The following is a 20,717-nucleotide window of genomic DNA, read 5'->3' as shown; positions in this document are numbered from 1 at the left end:
CCCGCGCCGCGCTCCACGGTCACCCTGGCGGCCTTCTTCGACACCTTCGCCGAGGCCGCCGAGGCCGTCACCGCGCTTGGCGTCGCCGGGATCGTCGTGGCCGTGGCCGAACTGCTCGACGGCCGCACGGTGCGGGCCGTCGACGCCGCCACCGGCAGCGACCTTGCCTCCGCCGGCGAGGTCTTCCTGCTCGTCCAGACCGACGGGTCGGGCGCGGGAGAGGAGGCCGATGCCGTCGAGGGCATTCTCGCCGAGCGGGCGAGGAAGGTCCGGCGGTCGGTGGACGAGGCCACGGCGGAGGCGCTGCTCGCCGCGCGCCGCTCGGCGCTACCCGCGCTGGAGCGCCTCGGCCGGGTGCTCATCGAGGACATCGCCGTGCCGCGCGRCCGGATGGCGCAGGCCGCCGCGCGCATCGTCGAGATCGGCGCCGCCACCGGCGTGGACATCTTCACTCTGGCCCACGCCGCCGACGGCAACCTGCATCCCATCATCGTGGTCGACCCCGTCGACCCCGTCGACCCCGCCGACCCCGCCATCCCCGAGCGTGCCTGGCACGCCGCCGAGCAGATCTTCGCCACCGCGCTGGACCTGGGCGGAACGGTGACCGGCGAGCACGGCGTCGGGGTGCTCAAACGGCGCTGGCTCGCCACGGAGCTCGGCTCACGCAGCCACGACCTGCAACTCCGGCTCCGTCAGGTCTTCGACCCGGCCGGCATCCTCAACCCGGGCCGCGCGATCTGACCATTGACCGGCCCGCGCCGCCGTGAGTGTCGCTTCTCGCACGGTGGGCGGGGACCGGGCGAATCTTCCCAGCGCTCCCGATGGTGAGAATCGCTACCGACAGTGAGAATCGCTACCGATGGTGAGAACAGTCCCAACGGCGAGAACACGAGAACGGGGACAGTCTCGGCCGCGCGCCCCATCATTGTCGATGTGGGCAGTGGGGCCGGGCGCGCTGTTCGCCTCATGACTTCGTCGTCCCGAGGAGAAGACCATCATCAAGGGCACCTTCCGTTCCTTGTCCGTCTACAATTTCCGGCTCTTCGCGGGTGGCCAGGTGTTGTCCGTGACGGGAACCTGGATGATGGTCGTGGCCCAGGACTGGCTCGTCCTTTCGCTGAGCGGCGACTCGGGAACAGCCCTGGGCCTCGTGACCGCCCTGCAGTTCACCCCGATGCTGTTGCTGACCCTCTACGGCGGAAGGCTCGCGGACCGCTACGACAAACGCCGGCTACTGACCGTCGCGAACCTGGCCTCCGGACTGCTCGCCCTGGCGCTGTCGCTGCTGGTGTTAACCGGCACGGTCCGGCTGTGGCACATCTGCCTGTTCGCACTGGGCCTCGGTCTCGTGAACGCCGTCGAGATGCCGACCCGGATGGCATTCGTGAGCGAGCTGGTCGGCGCCGAACTCCTCCCCAACGCGTCGGCGCTGAGCGCGGCGTACTTCAACGTCGCCCGGGTCGCCGGCCCGGCCGTCGCCGGCCCGTTGATCGGCGGCTTCGGTACCGGCCCGGTCATGATGTTCAACGCCGTGAGCTACCTCGCGACGGTGGTGGGTCTGCGGATGATGCGCCCGGCCGAGATGCACCGCGACGCGCGCCGGGCGACCTCCACCCGCGTCGTCGACGGACTGCGGTACGTGCTCGGCCGGGAGGACCTGGTGCTCGTGCTTGGACTCGTCGCGACGATCGGGCTGTTCGGCCTGAACTTCCAGCTCACCGTGCCCCTGCTCGCCAGGACGGTATTTCATGCCGACGCGGCGGCCTTCGGGCTGCTCACCAGCGGGCTCGCCGCCGGATCGCTGCTCGCGGCCCTCGTGACGACCGCCCGCCGCACCCGCCCGTCGGCCGGCACGGTGATCGGATCCGCGCTCGCGTTCGGCCTGCTGGAGACGGTGACCGGCTGGGCGCCCAGCTATGCCACGGCGGCCGTGCTCCTGATCCCTACCGGCTTCGCGACGATCTACTTCGCTCAGGCGGCGAACCACCGCATCCAGCTCGGCAGCGATCCGCAGTACCGAGGCCGGGTGATGGCGATCTATACCCTGATCCTGCAGGGATCGACGCCGCTAGGTGCCCTGTTCGTCGGCTGGCTCACCGAGCACCGTGGCGCCCGCGCCGGGTTCTACATCGGAGGTCTCGTTTCGGTCGCCGCCGCGATCGCCACACTGGTGGTGGACCGCATGCGGGCCGCGGCCGTCGACGACCCRCCACGCCCCGGCGCCCCGGCGCCCGGCGCCCGAACTGTAGAGGGTTAGTCACGGTCCACAGTCTCCGCCATTGCTAACCCGCCACACTTTCCCGTTTCCCACACCGGGCCGCCCGCCACCTAGTGGTCCTGTTGCCGGAGGTGATGTGTCGAACGCCGAGTCGAACGCCGAGCGGAAAAGAGCCCCGGGAACCCTTGCATCGCCTAAGCTGGAGACTGAGGGATTCCCCGGATAATTCGATTCCATCACGAGAGCGGTGTACTATCATCATGCGAGTATCCGACCGCGGCGGTGGCCGTGTCCAGTGACGTCGATCTGTGGCTGAGGCGTTTCCATCCGGCGTCGGCGAGCGCCCCGCGGCTTGTCTGTTTTCCCCATGCGGGCGGCGCGGCAAGCTTCTACGTTCCGCTATCCAGGGCATTGTCGCCGGTCGCCGAGGTGCGTTCGGTGCAGTATCCGGGCCGCCAGGACCGGCGGACGGAGAGGCCCGAGACGGCCATCGAACCCCTCGCGGACCGCATTGCCGACGTGCTGCGTCCCCTCACCGACCGCCCGCTGGCGTTCTTCGGTCACAGTATGGGGTCGACCGTCGCCTTCGAGGTGACCCGCCGGCTGGAGGCGGCGGGCGGCCCGGTGCCGTTCGTGCTGTTCGCATCCGGCCGCAGAGCCCCGTCGGCCTCCCGCGCCGAATCCGTGCATCTCCTGGACGACGAGGGYTTTCTGCGGGAAATCCGTGCGCTTGGTGGAACCGACCCGCGCATCCTCGCCGATCCCGAAATACTGAAGCTGATCCTGCCGCCCACCCGGGCGGACTACCGGGCGATCGAAACGTATTCTGCCCCGTCGGACGCGGTGATCGGTACGGCGATTACCGTGCTGGTCGGGGATTCCGACGCCAAGGCCACCGTGGCCGAGGCCGAACAATGGCGGGCGCACACGACCGGTGCGTTCACGCTGAAGGTCTTTCCCGGTGGCCATTTCTATCTGTCGGACCAGCAGGCCGCCGTCATCGACACCGTCTCGGCCGGGCTGGTTCCCGCGGCCACCGCGGGGCCCTCGCTCTGACCCGTCGGCTTGCCCCGCCGGCTGGCTCGTCGGTCAACGTTGTCGACCTGGACGTGTCGACCTGGACGTGACCCCCACCACGGGCACCGGCGGCACCCCGGGCGGGATTCGCGTCAGCGTATTTCGTTCGGGTCCGTGGCACCGCGGCTACGCTTCGACCGTGCGGTACGGGTCGGGACGCGAGGGACGCGAGGGACGCGAGGGTGTGGTGGCCGGTCTGCTCGCCGCGGCCGCGGCCGAGACGGGCGCGTCCGTGGGGACCCCGCCGGCGCGGGCGATGTCCCGCGCCTACCGGGAGTTGTCCGACCGGTATCGCGCGAACACCGCCACACCGGGTGACGGCGAGCTGACGGCGGATCACGTCCAGGCCTACCTCGCCGCCCGACTGCCCGCGACGCTGGCGGTCACCCGCGCGGTTCTCGGTGAGGTGGCGCTGCGCCGCCCGGACTGGCGGCCCGGGTCCGTCCTCGACCTGGGCGCGGGTCCCGGGACGGCGACCTGGGCCGCGCTGGCGGTCTTCCCCGGCGTGACCCGGGCCGTCCTGGTCGAGCGGTCCGCGCTGATGATCGACGTCGGTCGCCGGCTGGCCCGCCGCGGTGGCGCGCCGGCGCTGGGCACCGCGACCTGGCAGCGCACGTCCGTGCTCACCCCGCCCGGCGACGGCGCGGACCGGGCCGACCTGACAGTGGCGGCCTATGTGCTGGGCGAGCTCGCCGACGGCGACCGGGCCGCAGCCGTGGCCGCGTGGTGGCGGGCCACCGCGGCGGAGTTGGTCATCATCGACGCRGGAACCCCGGCCGGCTTCGCGCGGATCCGCGCCGCGCGCTCGGCGCTCGTCGAGACCGGCGCGACCATCACCGCGCCCTGCCCCGCCGACGACGACTGCCCGATGACGGCGGGGGACTGGTGCCACTTCGGCCGGCGGGTCGAGCGCAGCGCACTGCACCGGGCGATGAAGGACGGTGCGCTCGGGTACGAGGACGAGAAGTACTCCTACCTCGTCGCGTCGCGCCGGCCGCCCGCGCACGCCGCCGGTCGGGTGCTGCGCGTGCCGCGGGCCCGCTCGGGCCATGTCCGGCTGACGGTCTGCGAGGCGCCGCGGCAGGGTGACGTGGTCATGCCGCGGCAGCGTGACGTGGTCGTTTCCCGCAGCGAGAAGGAGGCCTACCGCTGGGCCCGGCGGGCCTCCTGGGGGGACGCCGTCCCGCCCGGCACCGGGCCGCGCTGACCCGCTGTCAACGTCGGGACCCGCCGGTGACCGGAACCCGGTGACCGGAACCCTTTGACCTGGTACCCGGCAGTCATGGCCAGTTACCGGCTGTCTACGCTTATGTCTGTTATGCCGTTGTYTGTTATGCCGTGTCGGTGTGCGTCGAAGCCGGTCCATCAGATGGACGGCGGGTCGACGGCGGCCCGCCGCCGGGCCCGCCGGTCGGGCCGCACGCCGGCGCTGATCGTCGCGGCCATCTGCGGGTGTTCGTTTGTCGTCAGCCTGGTCCTGCAGGCGACGCTGTACCGGCACGGCTCGGGTGACGCGGACGAGGCGGCCTACGTCCTGCAGGCGCGTATGCTGCTCGACGGCCGCCTCACCCTGGACGCGAACACCGTCGAGCCGTTCTTCCGGCCCTGGCTGACCGGGGAGCACGACGGGCGGGTGTTCACCAAGTACCTTCCCGGGTGGCCGGCGCTGCTCGCCGCGTCCCAGGCGTTGTTCGCCACCATGGCCGTCGCCCCGGCCCTGGTGGCGGCCGGCTGGGTGGCCGGGACGTACCGGCTGGCCCGCGAGCTCTTCGACGACGCGGTCACCGCGGTCACGGCGGCGGTGTTCGTCGCGCTGTCCCCGCTCGTCCTGGTACACACCTCGCTGCCCCTCGCCTACGCGTGCGGAGCCGCGACGCTGACCCTGGCGTGCGCGGCGCTGCTGCGTGGCGGCCGGACCGGGGCGCGGCTGTCGCTCATCGGCGGCGGGGCAGGCCTGGGATTCGTCCTGCTCCTGCGGCCCTTCGACGCGGTGATCGTCRCCGTTCCCGTCGTGGTGTTCGTGCTGGCGCGGCTGTGGCGGTCCGCGGGTGGCCGGTCCGCGGGTGGTCGGTTCATGCGTGCCGTGGCGCACCGGACCGCCTGGGCACTCGCCGGCCTGGCGCCGTTCGTTGTCGTGCTCCTGGCGTACTGCCGGCGGGTGACCGGTTCTGCGCTCCGGGCGCCGCTGTCGGCCTCCGATCCGCTGGACCGCTTCGGTTTCGGGCCGCGTCGCATCCTGCCCTCGGAGCCGACGTTCCTGTTCACCCGCCGGCTCGCCCTCGAGGCCCTGCACGGCACCGTCGTGGCGGCCCCGAGCTGGGTGTTCGGGGGCGTCGCGGTCCTCGTACTCGCGATCTTCGGCGCGCTGCGGGCGCACCGCCGTCCCGAGCGCGTCCTGCTGGTCGTCATCGTCGCCGCCGTCGGTGGCGGCTACTTCTTCTGGTGGGGTTCGGCGTTCGCGATGCCGGGCCTGCTCAACGGTCTCGGTCCGCACTACCATCTGGCCGCGTTCGCCCCGATCATGATTCTCGCCGCCGACGGCGCCCGCCGGGTGTGGTCCATGAGCGAACGGTGGTTCTCCCCGTGGCCCGGCACCGGTTCTCCGCCGGCCCGACCCGTCCCGCGGCGACCCGTTCTGCGCGGATCAGGTCTGCGCAGACCCGTCATCGCGGTCCTCGCCGCCGCGGGCCTGATCCTCCTCACTGTGGACGCGATCCCGGACAAGGTCGCCGGCCAGCGATGGGTGAACGACCGCAACGCGTTCCTCGACGCCCTGCTGCCGGACCGCTACCCGGCCCCGGCGGTGGTCGTCGTGACGCCCGGCGTCCCGAGCCGTTACACCCAGGTGCCGTACCAGATGCTGCGGAACACCCCGGACCTCGCCGGGCCGGTGGTGTACGCCGCCGACATCGGTGCCGGCACGGCCACCCTGCCCGACCGGATGCCGGGCCGGGCGGTCTACCGGCTGCGTCCCGACGAGATCGTCGACCCGGCCGCGCCCGCGAGCTACTTCGGGTCCTTCACCGCGCTGCGCCAAGTCGCCGGCAACCGCGTCCGCGTCCAGGTGACGGCGCGCGATCCCGGTGGTGCTGGTGGCTCCGGTGGCACTCTATACATCCGGTTGGGTGCCACGACCAGAACCGTCCAATTCGGGCCCGCGAACGCCGGGCCCGCGGACGCTCCCGGGATCACGCACACCTTCACGGTGACGACCGGCACCCCGCTCGGGCCGGACGAGCTCGGCATCGCCGGTGCGACGCTGCCCGACGAGCTCGTCGTCGGGTTCACCGTGCCGACGGGAGCCGGTGCGGCACGCTGGGAGGAGCGGATCCCGCTGGCCCGGCGTCCCTCCGGAGAGCTGGCCCTGCTCGTGCCCGGCCTGGGCTGGCGTCAGGTGCCGAACCGGCCCGGAGCGGGATGGCTGCCCGCCCCGGTCCGTCCGGCGCTGGCCGTCTCGGTCGGTGCGACGTGACCGGGGAACGGATCGTGACCAGATAATTCGATGGATTTGACCGGTGCGGCGCCGGGGTCAGAGCCAAATCCGCCAGTAGCGTGATGGTGATTGTTTGCCGGTCGGTTTCGTGATCGAAATCGGTGGGGAGGGCTTCCCGGCCGGTTTCGGGTACGCCGAGAGCCCGAATGTTGCTCCGGGCGGGCCGGGGTCCTTTCCGGGGTGTGGGGGTGGCTGTGAGGTCGGGGTGGGGTGGTGCGACGGGTGCGCGGGGGCTCGGCGGCCAGCTGTCAGGTGGCGGCGGGCAGGGCGTCGAGCCGGTCGAGGGCGGCGGCGAGGTGCCGGTCACGCCCTGGTGGCAGCCTCAGCCGGCCAACATCACCCCGCTACTGGCGTAGCTGGGTCAGAACAGCGGCACGCTTCCGCTCTCGGACTGGCCGAGCCGGTGGCAGGTGTCGCTGTCGCGCAGGTAGCCGAAGGAGAAGGCCTGGGCGCGTTGACGGGGGGTGCCGTGGGYGCCGGGGGCGGAGGCCGCCTCCTGGTCGAACCAGCCACTGTCGCGGGTGTCGCCGATGCTGTAGAACAGCAGCGCGCCCTGCAGCGCGTCGGTGAACGCGATGCGCTTGGCGTCGTGCGCGCTCTTGGCCTGGCGGCCGGCGAAGCAGTCGGCCTGGTTCTCCTCCGCGCGCGACACCACGCCGATCGTCCCGCCGATCCGGGCGCCCCGATGGCCCAGCTCGTGCATGATCACAAACAGCGGGTAGGACGCTCCACCCGCCTGGAACAGCTCCGTCATGAAGTCGACGCTGTAGGCGACGGTGTCGTCGAGCTGGCAGTACAGTGCGTTGTCCGCGAACTGCTTGGGATCGTTCACCTGCGCGCCGCAGGCGTCCTGCGGAACCTGGCCGTCCCGGTAGGGGACGAACCGCGGTGGTGTCCACGCGTCGCCGAGTTCGCCGTGCCAGAAGCTGTTCGTGCCGCCCGGGCAGCCGACCGGTTCGGAGAGGAGTTTCTCGACCCCGGCGAGGTCGGTCACCCTGCCTCCGCACTCCCCGGCGGCCGCGATCGGCACCGCCGACGTGCTCACCGATGTCCCCCCCGCGGCCGCGTCCCCCGCGGCCGCGTCCGCCGCGGGGGACGCGTTGCAGYCGGTCAGTACCCCGACGGACACGACGATCGCGGCCAACGCCGCCCAGATGACCCGCACGAGGCATCACCGTAGAGGTCCGCCCCGGTGTGTGGAACCCGACGTCGTCACCCTGACAGGCGCCGACGCCCTGACCTCGCCTAACTGCCGGTCGACGGCCCGGCCACAGGCCCCGATGGGCGCCCATCGGTGGAACCGGGTGAACCCGCCCGCGCCCGTCAGGCCACCGGCCACGAGGCAGAGGCGGTCCGGGGGCGTCAGGCGAACAGCTCGCGGATGTCGTCGGCGTCGAGCGTCGAGCTGAACACGTCACCGTCGTCCATGACGCTGGAGAACAGCCGTGCCTTCCGGTCCTTCATCGCCATCACCTTCTCCTCGATCGTGTCCCGGGCGACGAGGCGGTAGACCATGACGTTGCGGGACTGCCCGATGCGGTGCGTCCGGTCCACCGCCTGTTCCTCGGTCGCGGGATTCCACCACGGATCGAGCAGGAAACAGTAGTCCGCCTCGGTCAGGTTCAGGCCGAACCCGCCGGCTTTCAGGCTGACGAGAAAAACCGGGGCCGACCCCGTCTTGAACCGCTCGAGCACGGTGGACCGGTCGCGGGTCCGGCCGTCGAGGTAGCAGTGCTCCACACCGAGGGCGGACAACCGTTCGCGTACCTTGCCGAGAAATCCGGTGAACTGGCTGAAGACCAGGGCCCGGTGACCACTGTCGACGACGTCGGTGAGCTGCTCGAACAGAGCGTCGATCTTGGCGCACGGCAGGTCTGCGTGGTGGTCGTCCACCAGGCCGGCGTGCAGGCTGAGCTGGCGCAGCAGGGTCAGCGAGCGCAGGATCGTGAAGCGGTTGCGGTTCATGTCGTCGACCAGGCCCAGTACCTTCTGCCGTTCCCGTTGCAGATAGGTCTGGTAGAGCCTGCGGTGCCGCGGGTGCAGGTCCACCTCCAGGACCTGTTCCTGCTTTGGCGGGAGCTCGGGCGCCACCTGTTCCTTGGTGCGGCGCATCATCAGCGGCCTGATCCGCCGTCGGAGCTGGGCGAGCAGCTCGACGTCGTTCTGCTTCTCGACCGGCCGGGCGTAGTAGTCGCGGAAGCGGATCGGGTTCGGGAACAGGCCGGGCGCGGCCACCGACAGCAGCGACCACAGCTCCATCAGGTTGTTCTCCATCGGGGTCCCGGTGACGGCCAGTTTGAACGGCGCCGGCAGCAGCCGGGCGCACCGGTAGGCCTTCGCCTGGTGATTCTTGATCATCTGGGCCTCGTCGAGGATCAGGCCCGACCAGGCCAGGCTCGCGTACTCCTCGTGCTCGAGGCGGAAGAGCGTGTACGAGGTGATCACCAGGTCGGCGCCCGACACCGCCTCGTCGAGGGCCTCGCCACGCCGCCGCTGCGTGTCGCGGATCGCCACCGTTCGCAGCCCGGGCGCGAACCGGGCCGCCTCCGCGGCCCAGTTCGACACGACGCTCGTCGGCGCGACGACGAGGAACGGCGCGAGCTCGGGATCGGCCTGCCGGGCGTGGCAGACCAGCGCCAGCGTCTGCAGCGTCTTTCCCAGGCCCATGTCGTCGGCGAGCACCCCGCCCAGCCGGTACTTCCAGAGGAACGCCAGCCACCGGAAACCGTCGAGCTGGTAGGAGCGCAACGTCGCCGCGAGCGTCGCCGGCGGCTCCTGTTCGAGCTGGCCCTCGGCACCCAGCTCCAGCAGCCCCGTCACCTGCTGGCGCCACGACCGCGCCTGGCGCTCGACCACACCGAGCCCGGCGAGCTCCTCCCACAGCCCGACCTGGAACCGACTGATCCGCAGCGGGCCGCCGGGTGAGTCCTGCAGTGCCCGCGCCTCCTCGATCAGCCGCCGCAACGACTGCAGCTCGGGCTTCTGCAGGCTGAAGTAGGCGCCGTCGGCGAGGAGCAGGTGCGACTGCCCCTGACTCAGCGCCAGGAAGACGTCCGTGAACGGCACCTGCCGGCCCTCCACGGTGACGGTGACCCCGAGATCGAACCAGTCGGTCTCGCCCACCACATCGTCGGTGGACAGGCCGATGAGCAGCGAGTCGCCGGCCTCCCGGTAGGCCGCGGGGTCACCGCTGACCTCGACGGCCACCCCGGGCCGGTCCGCCAGCAACGGGAGCAGCTCCGTCGTCGCGCGCATCGTGTCGACGCCGCGCAGCCGCACCCGTGGCCGCAGACCGGAACCCTGGTCACCGGCGAGCAGGGCGGCCGTGCCGGAGGGCAGATCCAGCGCCGCCAGCACGTCCCGCAACGCGTCCTGCTCCTGGCGCGGATCCCGTAACCCGTCCGGTTCCGCGGCGGGAGGCGTCGCGGCGGGCAGCATCGTGCCGTCCGGTTCGGTGCCGTCCGGCTCCGTCGCGTACAGCGGCACGTGGATCCGCTCGCCGCCGACCTCGTAGGCCCATCCCCAGCTGAGGTCGAGTTCGTGGTCATCGCCGTAGGAGGCGTGCAGCACCAGGGCCGGCGGCGGCACCTCCGGCGGCTCGAAGGAACCGTCGCTGGACACCACGGGGGCCAGGCGCCGCAGGCGCGGGTAGAACTCCGCGCGGAAGCGGGACTCCTCGCTGCGGGGCACCCGCAGGCTCCGGTTCCCGACCGCCATCCGCTGCAGCCGTGGCGGCACCGGCTGGGCGAGCCGCGCGAGCCGGACGTGCCAGTCCCGATGGTCGTCGGAGGTCAGGACCTCCGCCCGGTCGACGTACACGACGCCGTGGCCGTCGCGGCCGATGAACGAGAACACGGCGGCGTCCGTCGCCGTCCCGCCGAGGTGGAGCAGGGGAGCCACGACCAGCGACTGYGTGCTCTCGTCCTGGGTGACGTTCAGGCACAGTTCCGCGGAACCGTACCGGCTCACGTCGCCGAGCTTCTTGCGGGCATGCACGAACCGGAGACCGACCGCCTCGGCCTCGTCGAGCATCGACCAGAGCTGCCGGCTTTCGAACGCGCAGAGATCGAGTCGTTTCGCGCCGCCGGAAGAGTAGGAGGAGTAGTACGAGTACCCATACCGCTCCTCATGGGCCCGGTACACGGCGAAGAACTCCTGCAGCAGCCGTACCTGCGGCTGTTGGTACTCGCGGGTCTGGTACGCCGCGTTGAGGGCGTCCCACCCGATGGCGTTGACCCAGCCGTTCCGGCCCGGCTGCACCAGCCGGGCCGTGACCCGCAGGCCCAGCTCGGACCCGCCGCCGTGGGCCGGCGGATCCGCCGTGAAGCTCAGCTCGACGGCCAACGGCGTCGTCCCGGCGGCCCCGCCATGGCCGCCGCCGACGGCGGGCGAGGAACCCAGCAGCTCTCCCAGGTCCTCGGTCCAGGCAGCCGACCGGGACGGCCGCGGCTGAGCCGGCAGGGGCCGAGCCGACCGCGGGGAGGACCCGGACCGCCGCGCCGATGGGCCGGGGGCCGCCGCACCCGTTGCCGCGCTCGCCGTGGCCGTCGCGCCTGTCGTGGCCGTCAGCACCAGCGCCACGACGTGCTTGCAGTCGGCGCCCACCGGGCAGGTGCACGAGCCGTACTGGAACGTCCAAGAGGACGGACCGTCACCCGAGAACTGCGCGTTCGTCGCGTAGACCTCGCCGCCGCTTCCACGCACCCGGCCCTGGAGGGTGTTCTCGTCGGGGTCCCAGTCGATCCTCGTGACCGCGCTCTGCTGGGCGTAGTGCACACCTCTGGCATACGAACGTTCGCTGACGGCTGTCCGGAGACCGGCGGTGCCGGGTCCCTGCCACGACACGGAGAGCATGCCGTTAAGGTAGCAGGCGGTGACGGAAGGTCGCCAAGCAGCCCGACTCGGCCGTCGACAGGCATGGCCTATCGCGTCGACGGTGAGAGGGTGCTGGGGATACGTGCGCCCGAGACGAGGCTGCGGTCGAGGTCCGCCACGGTCGCGGCGCCGAGCAGTGCCATCGCGTGGTCGAATTCCACGCGCAGCAGTTCAATCATCCGTAGGACACCGGCCTCGCCGCCCGCGGCGAGGCCGTACAGGTAGGGCCGACCCACGAAGACCCCTGCGGCGCCGAGGGCCAGCGCCTTGACCACGTCGTTGCCTCGCCGGACACCTCCGTCGAGGAACACCGTGAGTCTGCGCGCCGCCGCGTCAACCACCTCCGGCAGAATATCGATGGTCGCGGGGACGCCGTCCAACTGCCGCCCGCCATGGTTCGAGACCACGACACCGTCGACGCCCAGCTCGACGAGCCGGTCGCACTCGTCCCCGCGCATCAGGCCCTTGAGGAGCAACGGGCCTTCCCACAACGACCGGATCCGCTCGACGTCCTCCCAGGTGACGCAGTCCGACGACGATTTGATTGTCGCTCGGGTCTGGTTGAGGCTTAGCCGGGACGGGCCGCCGGGACGGCCGGCGCCGAATTGGCCGCGCATGAAGTCGAATTTGCGCATGAAGTCGAATTTGCCGCGGATGAAATCGGTCGCCCACGCCGGCTTGCTGGCCCCCTGCAGCAGCATCTTGGGATGCGGCGGCCGACTCATGAGCTTGTTGCGGGTGTCGCGTTCACGGTTGCCCAGGACCGGCGTGTCGATGGTGATGGCCAGGGCCCGGTAACCCGCCGCCGCGATCCGCCGGACGAGGTTCCCGACCTCGGCGCGGTTGGGGGGCAGGTAGAGCTGATACCACAGCGTGCCGGTCGAGCGCGCGGCGACATCCTCGAGCGGGAAGGCTGCCACGGTGCTCTGCATGTACACGATGTCCGCCCGCGCCGCGGCCCTCGCCACAGCGATCTCCGCGGACGAGCGCGCGAGGCGGCCCGCGCCCGTGGGCGCCAGCATGATCGGCATCGACAGCCGCTCGCCGAACACGGTAGTCGAGAGGTCTCGTGTGGCGACGTCGGCGAGCGGCCGCGGGCGGAACTCGATGCGGTCGAACGCCGTGCGGTTACGCCTGAGCGACACCTCGTCGCCGGCGCCGCCCTCCATGGCGTCGAAAACCGCCCGGGGAAGCCTGCGGCGCGCCAGTTCCCGGAAGTCCTCGACATTGATTGCGTCCTGCACCCTCACGAACACGGACCTTTCGCTGTCGGCCTGGCCACGGGATCGCGTTCTCCCGGTCGCCAGGATTGCCAGTCACTCCGGAAGCACTCAAGCGGCAGCCGTTCACGCCTTGCGGGAGCTGGTACAGCCAGCGAGGACCGCCCGGATGTCGGCCGCGATCTCGCTTACGACGGGTTCGCGCAGCACGGTGTCGTGGTCGCCGCCCACGGTGCGGTAGGTCGTCTCGCCGGTCAGCAGCGGGCGCCAGGCCTCCGTACGGTGCGGCGGCGAGGCGGCCGCCAGGTAGACCAGCGCCCGCCCGTTCCAGGGCTTGGGCCGGTAGAACCTCGTGAGCACCCGCGACTGGTTGTAGAAGACGTCGTACTGGTTCATGCCCTTGAACTGAACGACGCCAGCCAACGGGAGTTGGGCCGCCTGCCGGGCCCAGCCGAGCAGGACCCGTGCGGYAGCCCCCGCGCGCGCCGGGCCCATAGCCGATCCCCTCGCACGGTCCAAGGCTGGGGCCGGATTCGAGCTCCTGGTCGGGCCCCCCGGAACTGGAAGCTGAGAGGGCTGCACTCCTCCCGCGAAGACGCCGGAGGACGTGTCGGGCAGGAAGCTGTCGATGAGGACGAGCAGTTCGACGTGCTCGCCGGCCTCGGTGAGGAGTCTCGCGGTTTCGAGGGCGACGAGRCCGCCGAAGGAGTGGCCGGCGAGGTAGTAGGGGCCGGCGGGTTGGAGTAGGCGCAGGGTGCGGGCGTGACGGCGGGCGGCGGCGTAGATGGACCAGTCGGGGAGACCGCGGTATTCGAGGCCGTGGGCTTGGACGCCGTAGACGGGGCGTTCGCCGTCGAAGTGGCGGGCAAAGCCAAGCATGCCGACAGCGAGGCCGCCGGCGCCGCAGAAACAGAAGAGGGGCCCGCCGCTGCCGGTGGTGCGCAGCGGGACGACGGTTGGGTGGCGTAGGACGTCGGTGCCGGCATTGCGCAGGCGGGCGGTGAACTCGGCGACGGTGGGGGCGTCGGCGACGGTGGAGGTGGGGAGTTTGACACCGAGTTCGTCGGCGACTCTGGTGAGGAGCTCTTCGGCGATGAGGGAATCGCCGCCGAGTTCGACGAAGTCGTCGTGGATACCGACGTCGTCGAGGTGCAGGGCGGCGGCCCACACACCGGCGACGGCCTCTTCCCACTGGTCGCGGGGCGGGTCCTGGCCGGGTTTCGGACCGGCGGGGGGCAGGTTCAGTCGGTCGACCTTGCTGCGGTCGGTCCTCGGTAGCGCGGTGACCAGCATGACGGTGGCCGGCACCATGTAGGACGGCAGCTTGGCCCGTAGCAGGCGCCTGATCGAGGCCGGTGAGACCCGGGCACCGGTCACGGGGACGACGTAGGCGACCAGGCGGGCCCRCTGCGTGGTCCTGTCGGCCACGACGACGGCTTCTAGCACATCCGAGCTCGCCAGCAGGGCGGACTCGATTTCGATCGGCTCGACGAGGTACCCACGGATCTTCACGGCCGCGTCGTTGCGGCCGACAACCCTGAGCTGGCCGCTGGCGTCGATGCGCCCGAGGTCTCCGGTGCGGTAGGTGGGTGTGCCGTCCGGCCCGATGCCGAACCGCGATGCGCTCGCCGCCGGCGCCCGCCAGTAGCCCCCCGTGATGAAGTGGCCCATCACGACGATCTCCCCCGTCTCACCGGGCGGCATCTCGATGCCATCCGGCGAGACCACCCTCACCGCGACGTCAACCACCGGCCGCCCGGCCGGCATCACGCCGTCGGGCAGGTCGTCGTCCGACCAGATCGGGRCACAGGTCGCCGTGCCGAGCTCCGAGGCTCCGTAGGAGACCAGGAACGCCGCGGCCGGCGGTAGGTGGTGGCGGGCCAACTCGACGTCGCGGGCGTAGATCGCCTCGCCGACCGACATGACGAATCGGAGGTCGTCGAGCACCTCGTCCGGCTCAAGGCAGCCGAACACGATCCGGATCAGCGCCGGCGTGGCCACGATGCCGGCCGGCCGGGTGGCGCGCAGCCAGTCGGCCAGGTCTCGGACGCCGCGGACCCGAGGGTCGTACATCTCGAGGGTGGTGCCGAAGACCAGGCCACCGACCGTCCGGTTCATCCCCGAGATGAAGGAGTAGGGCAGGAAGAGCGGCAGGCGGTCGCCCGGAACCAGCCGCATCACGTCCTGGACCTGGATGGCGTAGTGGATGCCCAGCAGGGCGCGGTGGTGCCACACGACACCCTTCGGTACTCCGGTCGACCCGGAGGTGAAGATGAGCACGGCTGGATCGGTATCGGCCCGGCGCGGCGCGGTCGACGCCACCCGGTCAGCCAGCGCCGGGGACCAGTCGGCGACGCGCTCGTCGCCGACGTCGATAGTCTCCACGATCCCCGGCAGCGCGGCGGCAGTCCGCTGGTCGGCGGAGCCAGTCGGTCCGGTGACGCACACCGAGGCCCCCGCCAGTCCCACGACCTGAGCGAGACGGTCGGTGGGATGCATCCTGTCGAGGGGCACGCAGGGCCGGCCGCTCGCGATGACGCCCAGGACGGCGGCGATCCCGCTCGCGCCGTGGGGCAACAGCACCGCGACGGGCATGTCCGGGTCAGCCGCGGCGGGCTGCCGAAGGATGCGGTCGGCGACGACGTCCACCCAGGCGACGAGCTGGGCGAAGGTAACGGCACGGTGTTCGTCGCGGACCGCCACGACGTCGTGGCAGACCATGGCGACGGTGCGGATCCGGTCGACGACGTTTCCGAACCGGTCGTCGGGACGCAGCGGCGGCGGTACCGGCACCGCCTGGGTGACCTGGCCTTTCCTCATGCCAGGCCTTTCCTCGCGCCAGCCAGGTCAGTGGCCCCAGGGACGGGCGGTGTTGTCATGGCGCCTCCCGGGCGGGCACTGGTATTGGAGCCGTGACCGCGCTCCGGTCCGTTCAGATCCGTTCATATCTAACACGAACGGCTTTGCGACCGACCATCCAGGCCATATTAATCATTAACGTAAGGGTATGGTTGCCATAAGGACCTGGCGCCCGCGATACGGCTCGACGCGAAGCGCCGCTTCGTCTCCCTATTGGCCGAGCCGGGTCTGTTGCGGCAGGGTCGGTGGAAGCGGTCGGCATGATCGACCGATATGTCTTCGCGCCGTCGGGCCGTTGGTGCCGGTGCCAGAGTTCGCAAGATTCCGGTGGTACTCGCGATTGGCCCRGTCCGCTCGGGATACCGAGGAACTGCTCACCAGGAGTGGTATCGACGTCGACCACGTTACTGAGCCTTTCCGCGTAACCATCTGTTGCATTGTGTAGCATTAATGGCGTGTTTCTGCGCGGTCTCAATAGGTCAGCGCACCACGTGTGGATCCAGTCACAGGGCTGGATCTGATAGGACGTGGTGTCCCTTGACCTGGAGGCGCGGTGCGCCGTCCCAGGCCACCTCGAAGGCCACCTCGAAGGCGATCTGATCATCGGCAAGGGTGGCAAGAGCCAGATCGCGACCCTCGTCGACTGAGTAGGTAGCCGCGGGCGCCGGTGCGTGGAGCGGCGAACACGAATTCGTCCTCGCCGTACATCGGCCAGCCACAACGCCCCCGAAGGGAGCGGTTCATACAACGCCTAACACCTGGTGGCCCGGAGGGAGCTCGAACAGCTCGAACCCCGAGGCGGCCTCGAACCCCGAGGCGGCCTCGAACCCGCGGGAGGGGGACACCGTCCCGCGGGCCCGAGGCGGAGAGGTCCTTCGCCGGATCGTGGGATGCCGTGGCGGACCTCGGCTAGGGGCCTCGGCCAGGGGCCTGGGTCAGGGGGCCTGGGTCAGGGGGCCTGGAATCCCGCGTTGGTCAGCACGGTGCTCGCCTTGTCGGACAGGATGAAGTTGACGAACGCGGTGGCGCCGACGGCGTTGGGCGCGTTCTTCAGCGCGACGATCGGGTAGTCGTTGATCGCCTTGGCGGATTCGGGGAACTCGACGCCGTCCACCTTGCCCGCCGACGCCTTGACGTCCGTGCGGTAGACCAGCGCGGCGTCGACCTCACCGAGGGTGACCTTCGACAGCGCGGACTTGACGTCCTGCTCCAGGGTGACCGGGGTCAGGTTCACTCCGGTGGCGGCGAGCGCCTTCTTCGCGGCGGCTCCGCAGGGCACCTGCTCGGCGCACAGCGCGACCTTCACCCCAGGCTTGGTCAGGGCGGGCAGATCGGTGATGCCCTTCGGGTTGCCCTTCGGTACGGCGATGACGAGCTGGTTGCGGACGAAGACCTTGGGCGCGCCGACGTTGTCGCCGGCGTCGGTGACGGTCTTCATCGTGGCCGGGCTCGCCGCGGCGAACACGTCGGCCGGGGCGCCGGAGGTGATCTGCTGGGCCAGCTGCGAGCTGCCGGCGAAGGAGAAGGTCACCTTCGATCCGGGGTTCGCGGCCTCGAAGTCCTTGCCGAGCTGGGTGAACGACCCCGTCAGCGAGGCGGCGGCGAGCACCTTGACGGTCCCTTGTACTCCGCTCGCGGCGCTGCTGGCCGTGGCGGAGGGTGTCGCGGCAGCGCCGCCGTCGCTGCCGCCACATCCGGCGGTCGCGAGAAGCCCGGCGCCGAGCACCGCCAGGGCCACCGTCTTCATCCTGCGAAATCTCACGTGTCCCGTTCCTCCACCCGTTCACCCGTTGTCCGACTGCCGCAGCCGCGGACCATGTCGCTGAGCTAATCCGCAGATACGAAACTCTGTGCATGATAGTTCCGCATCTGCGCGCTGAACAGGTGGGTTGTTCCGTGGTGTGCCGATGCGCGGCCGGGGCCTGCGCCACGGCGACCGGAGCCCCGCTCGGCGGGCGATGTCGAGAGCGGTGCCGAGGGCAGGGTCGAGAGCGGTGCCGAGCCGGTTGAGCCGGTCATGCTCCTCTGRCCGGCCGCGGGTTACGACGGYAGGACGTGGAAGGTCCGGTCGTGGTAGATGAGCGGGGACGCCTCCGGGTCGGCGTCCGCCTCAAGGACCTGGCCGATGATGAGGAAGTGGTCCCCGGCCTCGACGGGTGGCCGGGCGGAGCAGCGCAGCCACGCCCGTCCCCCGTCGAGCAGGGGCTCGCCGGTGGGCAGCCTGGTCCAGCGGGTCGGCGAGGCGAATCGGTCGATCCCGCTGCGGGCGAAGCGCCGGGCGACCTCCTCCTGCTGGGAGGACAACAGGGTCACCACGAAGGTCTCCGCGACCCGCAGACGGGGCCACGACGAGGCACCGCAGGAGATGGCGAAGACCACCATCGGCGGTTCGGCGGACAGCGACGCGAGCGAGGTCGCGGTGAAGCCGACGGGTCCCGTGCCCGCGTCGGCGGTGATGACGGCCACGCCGGCCGGATGGCCGCGGAAAACGGTTCGGAACAGGCCGCCGTCGACGGCGCGCGCCCTGAACGGACCCTGGGTCTGGCGAAGCGAGGCCGTCATGCTGGATGCTTGCCGAGGTTCAGGCGACGAGTGGGGGTTCAACCGGACACCTGTGCGTCCGCCGTGTCCCACTGGGTAGCCGTGTCCCACTGGGTGCAGTGCACCCTTCTACACTAAATCTATCTTAATGGTTGGTCAATGGGTCGATCAGACCACCTCCGGGCGCCGGACCGGAGGGGCGTCACAGGTCGTCACAGGTCGCGGCGGGTCCGCGGGCCGAGAGCGAGAATCATGCGGYCCTCCAGGCCCGGGACTCGGGTTCGTGTCACCAGCCRCAAAGTAGCTCTCTGTAGCGGCAGTGTTAGGTGTGACGCAGCACGTGAGGTCGTCGATCAGACGATCTGTCTTCCCTTGGCCACGAGCAATTACCGATGCATCTGGTACAGGTATGTATCGGAACGGTCACGGTGACGGACCGYCATGACGAAAGGGGAATCGGATGGTCGATGACACCCAGACTCTGGTCCTCGACTCCGTGCAGGCCAGACGAGTCGCAGCGCTGATCACCTGGCAGCATGCCGTCGGGGGGCAGGCGCACTGCTTGGCCCGGCTGGTGCTGCGCGCCGCACCCGAACCGCCGGTCGCGGTCCTGTCCGAGCTGGCCGACAACCCCGACCGTCTCGGGATCAGCGGCGATATGGCCGGGGCCGCCGTGGCGTTCCTCGCGGCCATGCGGCCCTACGCCACCCTGGACCCCGCATCGCTGGTCTGGATCACTCACCACGGGCCGTTCTCCTCCCCCGATGACGACGGCGGGCCCCAGACCTTCACCCGCGTGGACCTCGACTACCGCGATGGCGCCTTCCGCGACGACCTGCGGGCCGCCCGCAAGGCCGACATCGTGGTCTCCGCCACCGGACAGCCCACCTGCTCACCGGCGAGCACATCGGCGAGCACATCGGCGCCCGCCAGTGCCTCGTTGTGGACTCCGGGTTCATGCCGCGCGCCGACGGGTCGGTGGCCGGCGACATCCACCCCAGCGCCGTCGGGATCCCGTAGCGGATCACCCCGGTGCCCGGTGGGGTCGGCCCGGTCGAGATGGCCGTGCTGATGGAACGCATCGTCCGCCAGGAGGCCGACCCGAACCTGCGCCCCTGGGCGCTGCCCCCGGCGTCGCCCCGGACCCGCGCCCAGACCACGACGCGCGCCGCCTTCCCGACCCGCAACCCGTCCCCATCTCGTACCCCACCCCGGCGGGAACCGCCACCTCCTCCACCGAGCCCCACCCCGCCCCGGCGGCCCCGGTGAGCGGCGGACTGTCCGCGCTGCGCATCGCCGCCCTGGTCCACGCCGGGGAGCTATCCGCCGAGCAGATGACCCGCGACGCGCTTGCGCGTATCGCGGACGGCGATTCGGCGGTGCGGGCCTTCGCCGCCCTGTGGCCCGAGCAGGCGTACGCCCACGCGGCCGACGTGGACCGCCGGGTCCGCGCGGGCGAACGGCCGCCGCTGGCCGGGGTGCCTCTGGGGGTGAAGGTTACCGAGGGGCTGACCTCGACCCAGACCCGCCGGCTGCTCGCAGGCGGCTGCGTACCGGTCGGTGCCACCGCCGCCCCGGGCCCGGGCACTACCTGGCAGACCTGGGGGCACACCGACCGCGGCCCGACTCTCAATCCGCACGACCCGGCTTGGAGCCCCGGCGGGTCGTCCGCCGGATCGGCCGCCGCCGTCGCCGCCGGCCTGGTTCCCTTGGCCACCGGCAGCGACGGCGCCGGTTCGGTGCGCATCCCGGCGGCRTGGTGCGGCGTCGTGGGCCTGAAACTCACGGGCGGCCGGGTGCCCGCCCGCGACCGCGCGGGTCTCAACGCTGCCGGCGTGCTGGCCCGCGAGCCCGCCGACGCGGCCGCCTACCTCGACGCCGTCGCGGGCACCGCGACCCTGCCGGCGCTGCGCCGCCCCGACCGGCCGCTGCGCACGGCGTGGTCGGCCACGCTCGGTTTCGCCGATACGGCCCCGGCGGTCGCCGAGGTGGCCCGCACCCACCTGGACGCCCTCGCCCGAGCCGGCGCGCTCGCGGTGACCGATGCCGTGCCGTGCTTGCCCGACCCGGCGGACTGCTGGGTGTCCCTGCGTCACAGCGGCCAGGACACCGCCGGTACCCGGGCCGCCCTGCTGCGCTCTCTCGGTGGCCTGTTCGCCGGGCACGACCTGCTCGCCACCCCGACCACACCCAACCCCCCGCACGGCCACCAGGGGCCCGGGGAGACGATGAGCGTGGCACTCACCTGGGCGTTCAACATCACCGGCCATCCTGCGATCAGCATCCCAGCAGGCCTAACCGGTGTCGGGGAACCGGTTGGCCTGCACCTGGTCGCCCCACCGGGCCGCGAGGCCGACCTTCTCGCCGTCGCTCTGGTGGCCCGCGCCATGCCCACCGCGCCCATCCGAACATGGCGACGACGGCTACCGGGCCC

Annotated in this window: 15 protein-coding genes; 9 read left to right on the top strand and 6 right to left on the bottom strand. The window is 71.3% G+C overall.

The window, feature by feature from the left end; all coding sequences use genetic code 11:
- The 6 genes from KBI5_RS16850 to KBI5_RS26435 all read left to right on the top strand — a co-directional run.
- The coding region (locus tag KBI5_RS16850; protein ID WP_277870111.1) for an FAD-linked oxidase C-terminal domain-containing protein at positions 1–741 on the top strand (741 nt) is incomplete at its 5' end.
- A gap of 256 nt (positions 742–997) precedes the next feature.
- On the top strand, positions 998–2,257 hold the full coding sequence (locus KBI5_RS16845; protein ID WP_085015790.1) for an MFS transporter: 1,260 nt from the start codon (positions 998–1,000) through the stop codon (positions 2,255–2,257).
- Positions 2,258–2,500: 243 nt separating this feature from the next.
- On the top strand, positions 2,501–3,274 hold the full coding sequence (locus tag KBI5_RS16840) for an alpha/beta fold hydrolase (RefSeq protein WP_011436824.1): 774 nt from the start codon (positions 2,501–2,503) through the stop codon (positions 3,272–3,274).
- 160 nt (positions 3,275–3,434) lie between these two features.
- Positions 3,435–4,502: a small ribosomal subunit Rsm22 family protein gene (locus tag KBI5_RS16835; RefSeq protein ID WP_133057062.1), complete on the top strand. Its 1,068-nt coding sequence runs from the start codon at positions 3,435–3,437 to the stop codon at positions 4,500–4,502.
- Between the two features lie 162 nt (positions 4,503–4,664).
- The gene (locus tag KBI5_RS16830) at positions 4,665–6,767 is read left to right on the top strand and encodes a hypothetical protein (RefSeq protein WP_241882972.1); all 2,103 of its coding nucleotides are present in this window, start codon (positions 4,665–4,667) and stop codon (positions 6,765–6,767) included.
- A 209-nt stretch (positions 6,768–6,976) separates the two neighbouring features.
- A complete protein-coding gene (locus tag KBI5_RS26435) occupies positions 6,977–7,144 on the top strand; it encodes a hypothetical protein (protein WP_157493410.1) in 168 nt (55 codons plus the stop codon).
- Positions 7,145–7,149: 5 nt separating this feature from the next.
- On the opposite strand, the gene KBI5_RS16825 is transcribed toward KBI5_RS26435, so the two are convergent.
- The 6 genes from KBI5_RS16825 to KBI5_RS16800 form a co-directional block, all read right to left on the bottom strand.
- On the bottom strand, positions 7,150–7,953 hold the full coding sequence (locus KBI5_RS16825; RefSeq protein WP_085015787.1) for a metalloprotease: 804 nt from the start codon (positions 7,951–7,953) through the stop codon (positions 7,150–7,152).
- Between the two features lie 197 nt (positions 7,954–8,150).
- Complete coding sequence (locus KBI5_RS16820; RefSeq protein ID WP_085015786.1) at positions 8,151–11,642, bottom strand: DEAD/DEAH box helicase; 3,492 nt, start codon at positions 11,640–11,642, stop codon at positions 8,151–8,153.
- A gap of 68 nt (positions 11,643–11,710) precedes the next feature.
- Positions 11,711–12,913, bottom strand: a complete 1,203-nt coding sequence (locus KBI5_RS16815; RefSeq protein WP_043591157.1) for an alpha-hydroxy acid oxidase — start codon at positions 12,911–12,913, stop codon at positions 11,711–11,713.
- A 96-nt stretch (positions 12,914–13,009) separates the two neighbouring features.
- Positions 13,010–15,703 carry an AMP-binding protein gene (locus KBI5_RS16810; RefSeq protein WP_085015785.1) on the bottom strand — a complete coding sequence of 898 codons (2,694 nt, stop codon included), beginning with the start codon at positions 15,701–15,703 and terminating at the stop codon, positions 13,010–13,012.
- A gap of 988 nt (positions 15,704–16,691) precedes the next feature.
- Positions 16,692–17,504: a molybdate ABC transporter substrate-binding protein gene (modA, locus tag KBI5_RS16805; RefSeq protein WP_011436817.1), complete on the bottom strand. Its 813-nt coding sequence runs from the start codon at positions 17,502–17,504 to the stop codon at positions 16,692–16,694.
- A gap of 278 nt (positions 17,505–17,782) precedes the next feature.
- A complete protein-coding gene (locus KBI5_RS16800) occupies positions 17,783–18,304 on the bottom strand; it encodes a flavin reductase family protein (protein WP_035958251.1) in 522 nt (173 codons plus the stop codon).
- Between the two features lie 439 nt (positions 18,305–18,743).
- On the opposite strand from KBI5_RS16800, the gene KBI5_RS25465 reads away from it, so the two are divergent.
- From KBI5_RS25465 to KBI5_RS16790, 3 genes are all read left to right on the top strand, one after another.
- Positions 18,744–19,355, top strand: coding sequence for a hypothetical protein (locus KBI5_RS25465; RefSeq protein ID WP_198537755.1), 612 nt, complete (start codon positions 18,744–18,746; stop codon positions 19,353–19,355).
- Complete coding sequence (locus KBI5_RS27040; RefSeq protein WP_241882970.1) at positions 19,355–19,552, top strand: hypothetical protein; 198 nt, start codon at positions 19,355–19,357, stop codon at positions 19,550–19,552. The genes KBI5_RS25465 and KBI5_RS27040 overlap by 1 nt, the downstream gene beginning before the upstream one ends.
- A partial coding sequence (locus tag KBI5_RS16790) for an amidase (RefSeq protein ID WP_198537752.1) occupies positions 19,549–20,717 on the top strand: 1,169 nt, incomplete at its 3' end. The genes KBI5_RS27040 and KBI5_RS16790, both read left to right, overlap by 4 nt.

The organism is Frankia sp. KB5 (genome assembly GCF_002099325.1).
GTDB lineage: Bacteria > Actinomycetota > Actinomycetes > Frankiales > Frankiaceae > Frankia > Frankia casuarinae.
Note: the sequence above shows the minus strand (reverse complement) of the source record. Positions and strands in the feature narration are given on the sequence as shown.

Bases quoted from the DNA above. Each gene is read 5' to 3' on its own strand.
- KBI5_RS25465 (WP_198537755.1), top strand. From the start codon at position 18,744: ATGGTCGATGACACCCAGACTCTGGTCCTCGACTCCGTGCAGGCCAGA.
- KBI5_RS27040 (WP_241882970.1), top strand. From the start codon at position 19,355: ATGGAACGCATCGTCCGCCAGGAGGCCGACCCGAACCTGCGCCCCTGG.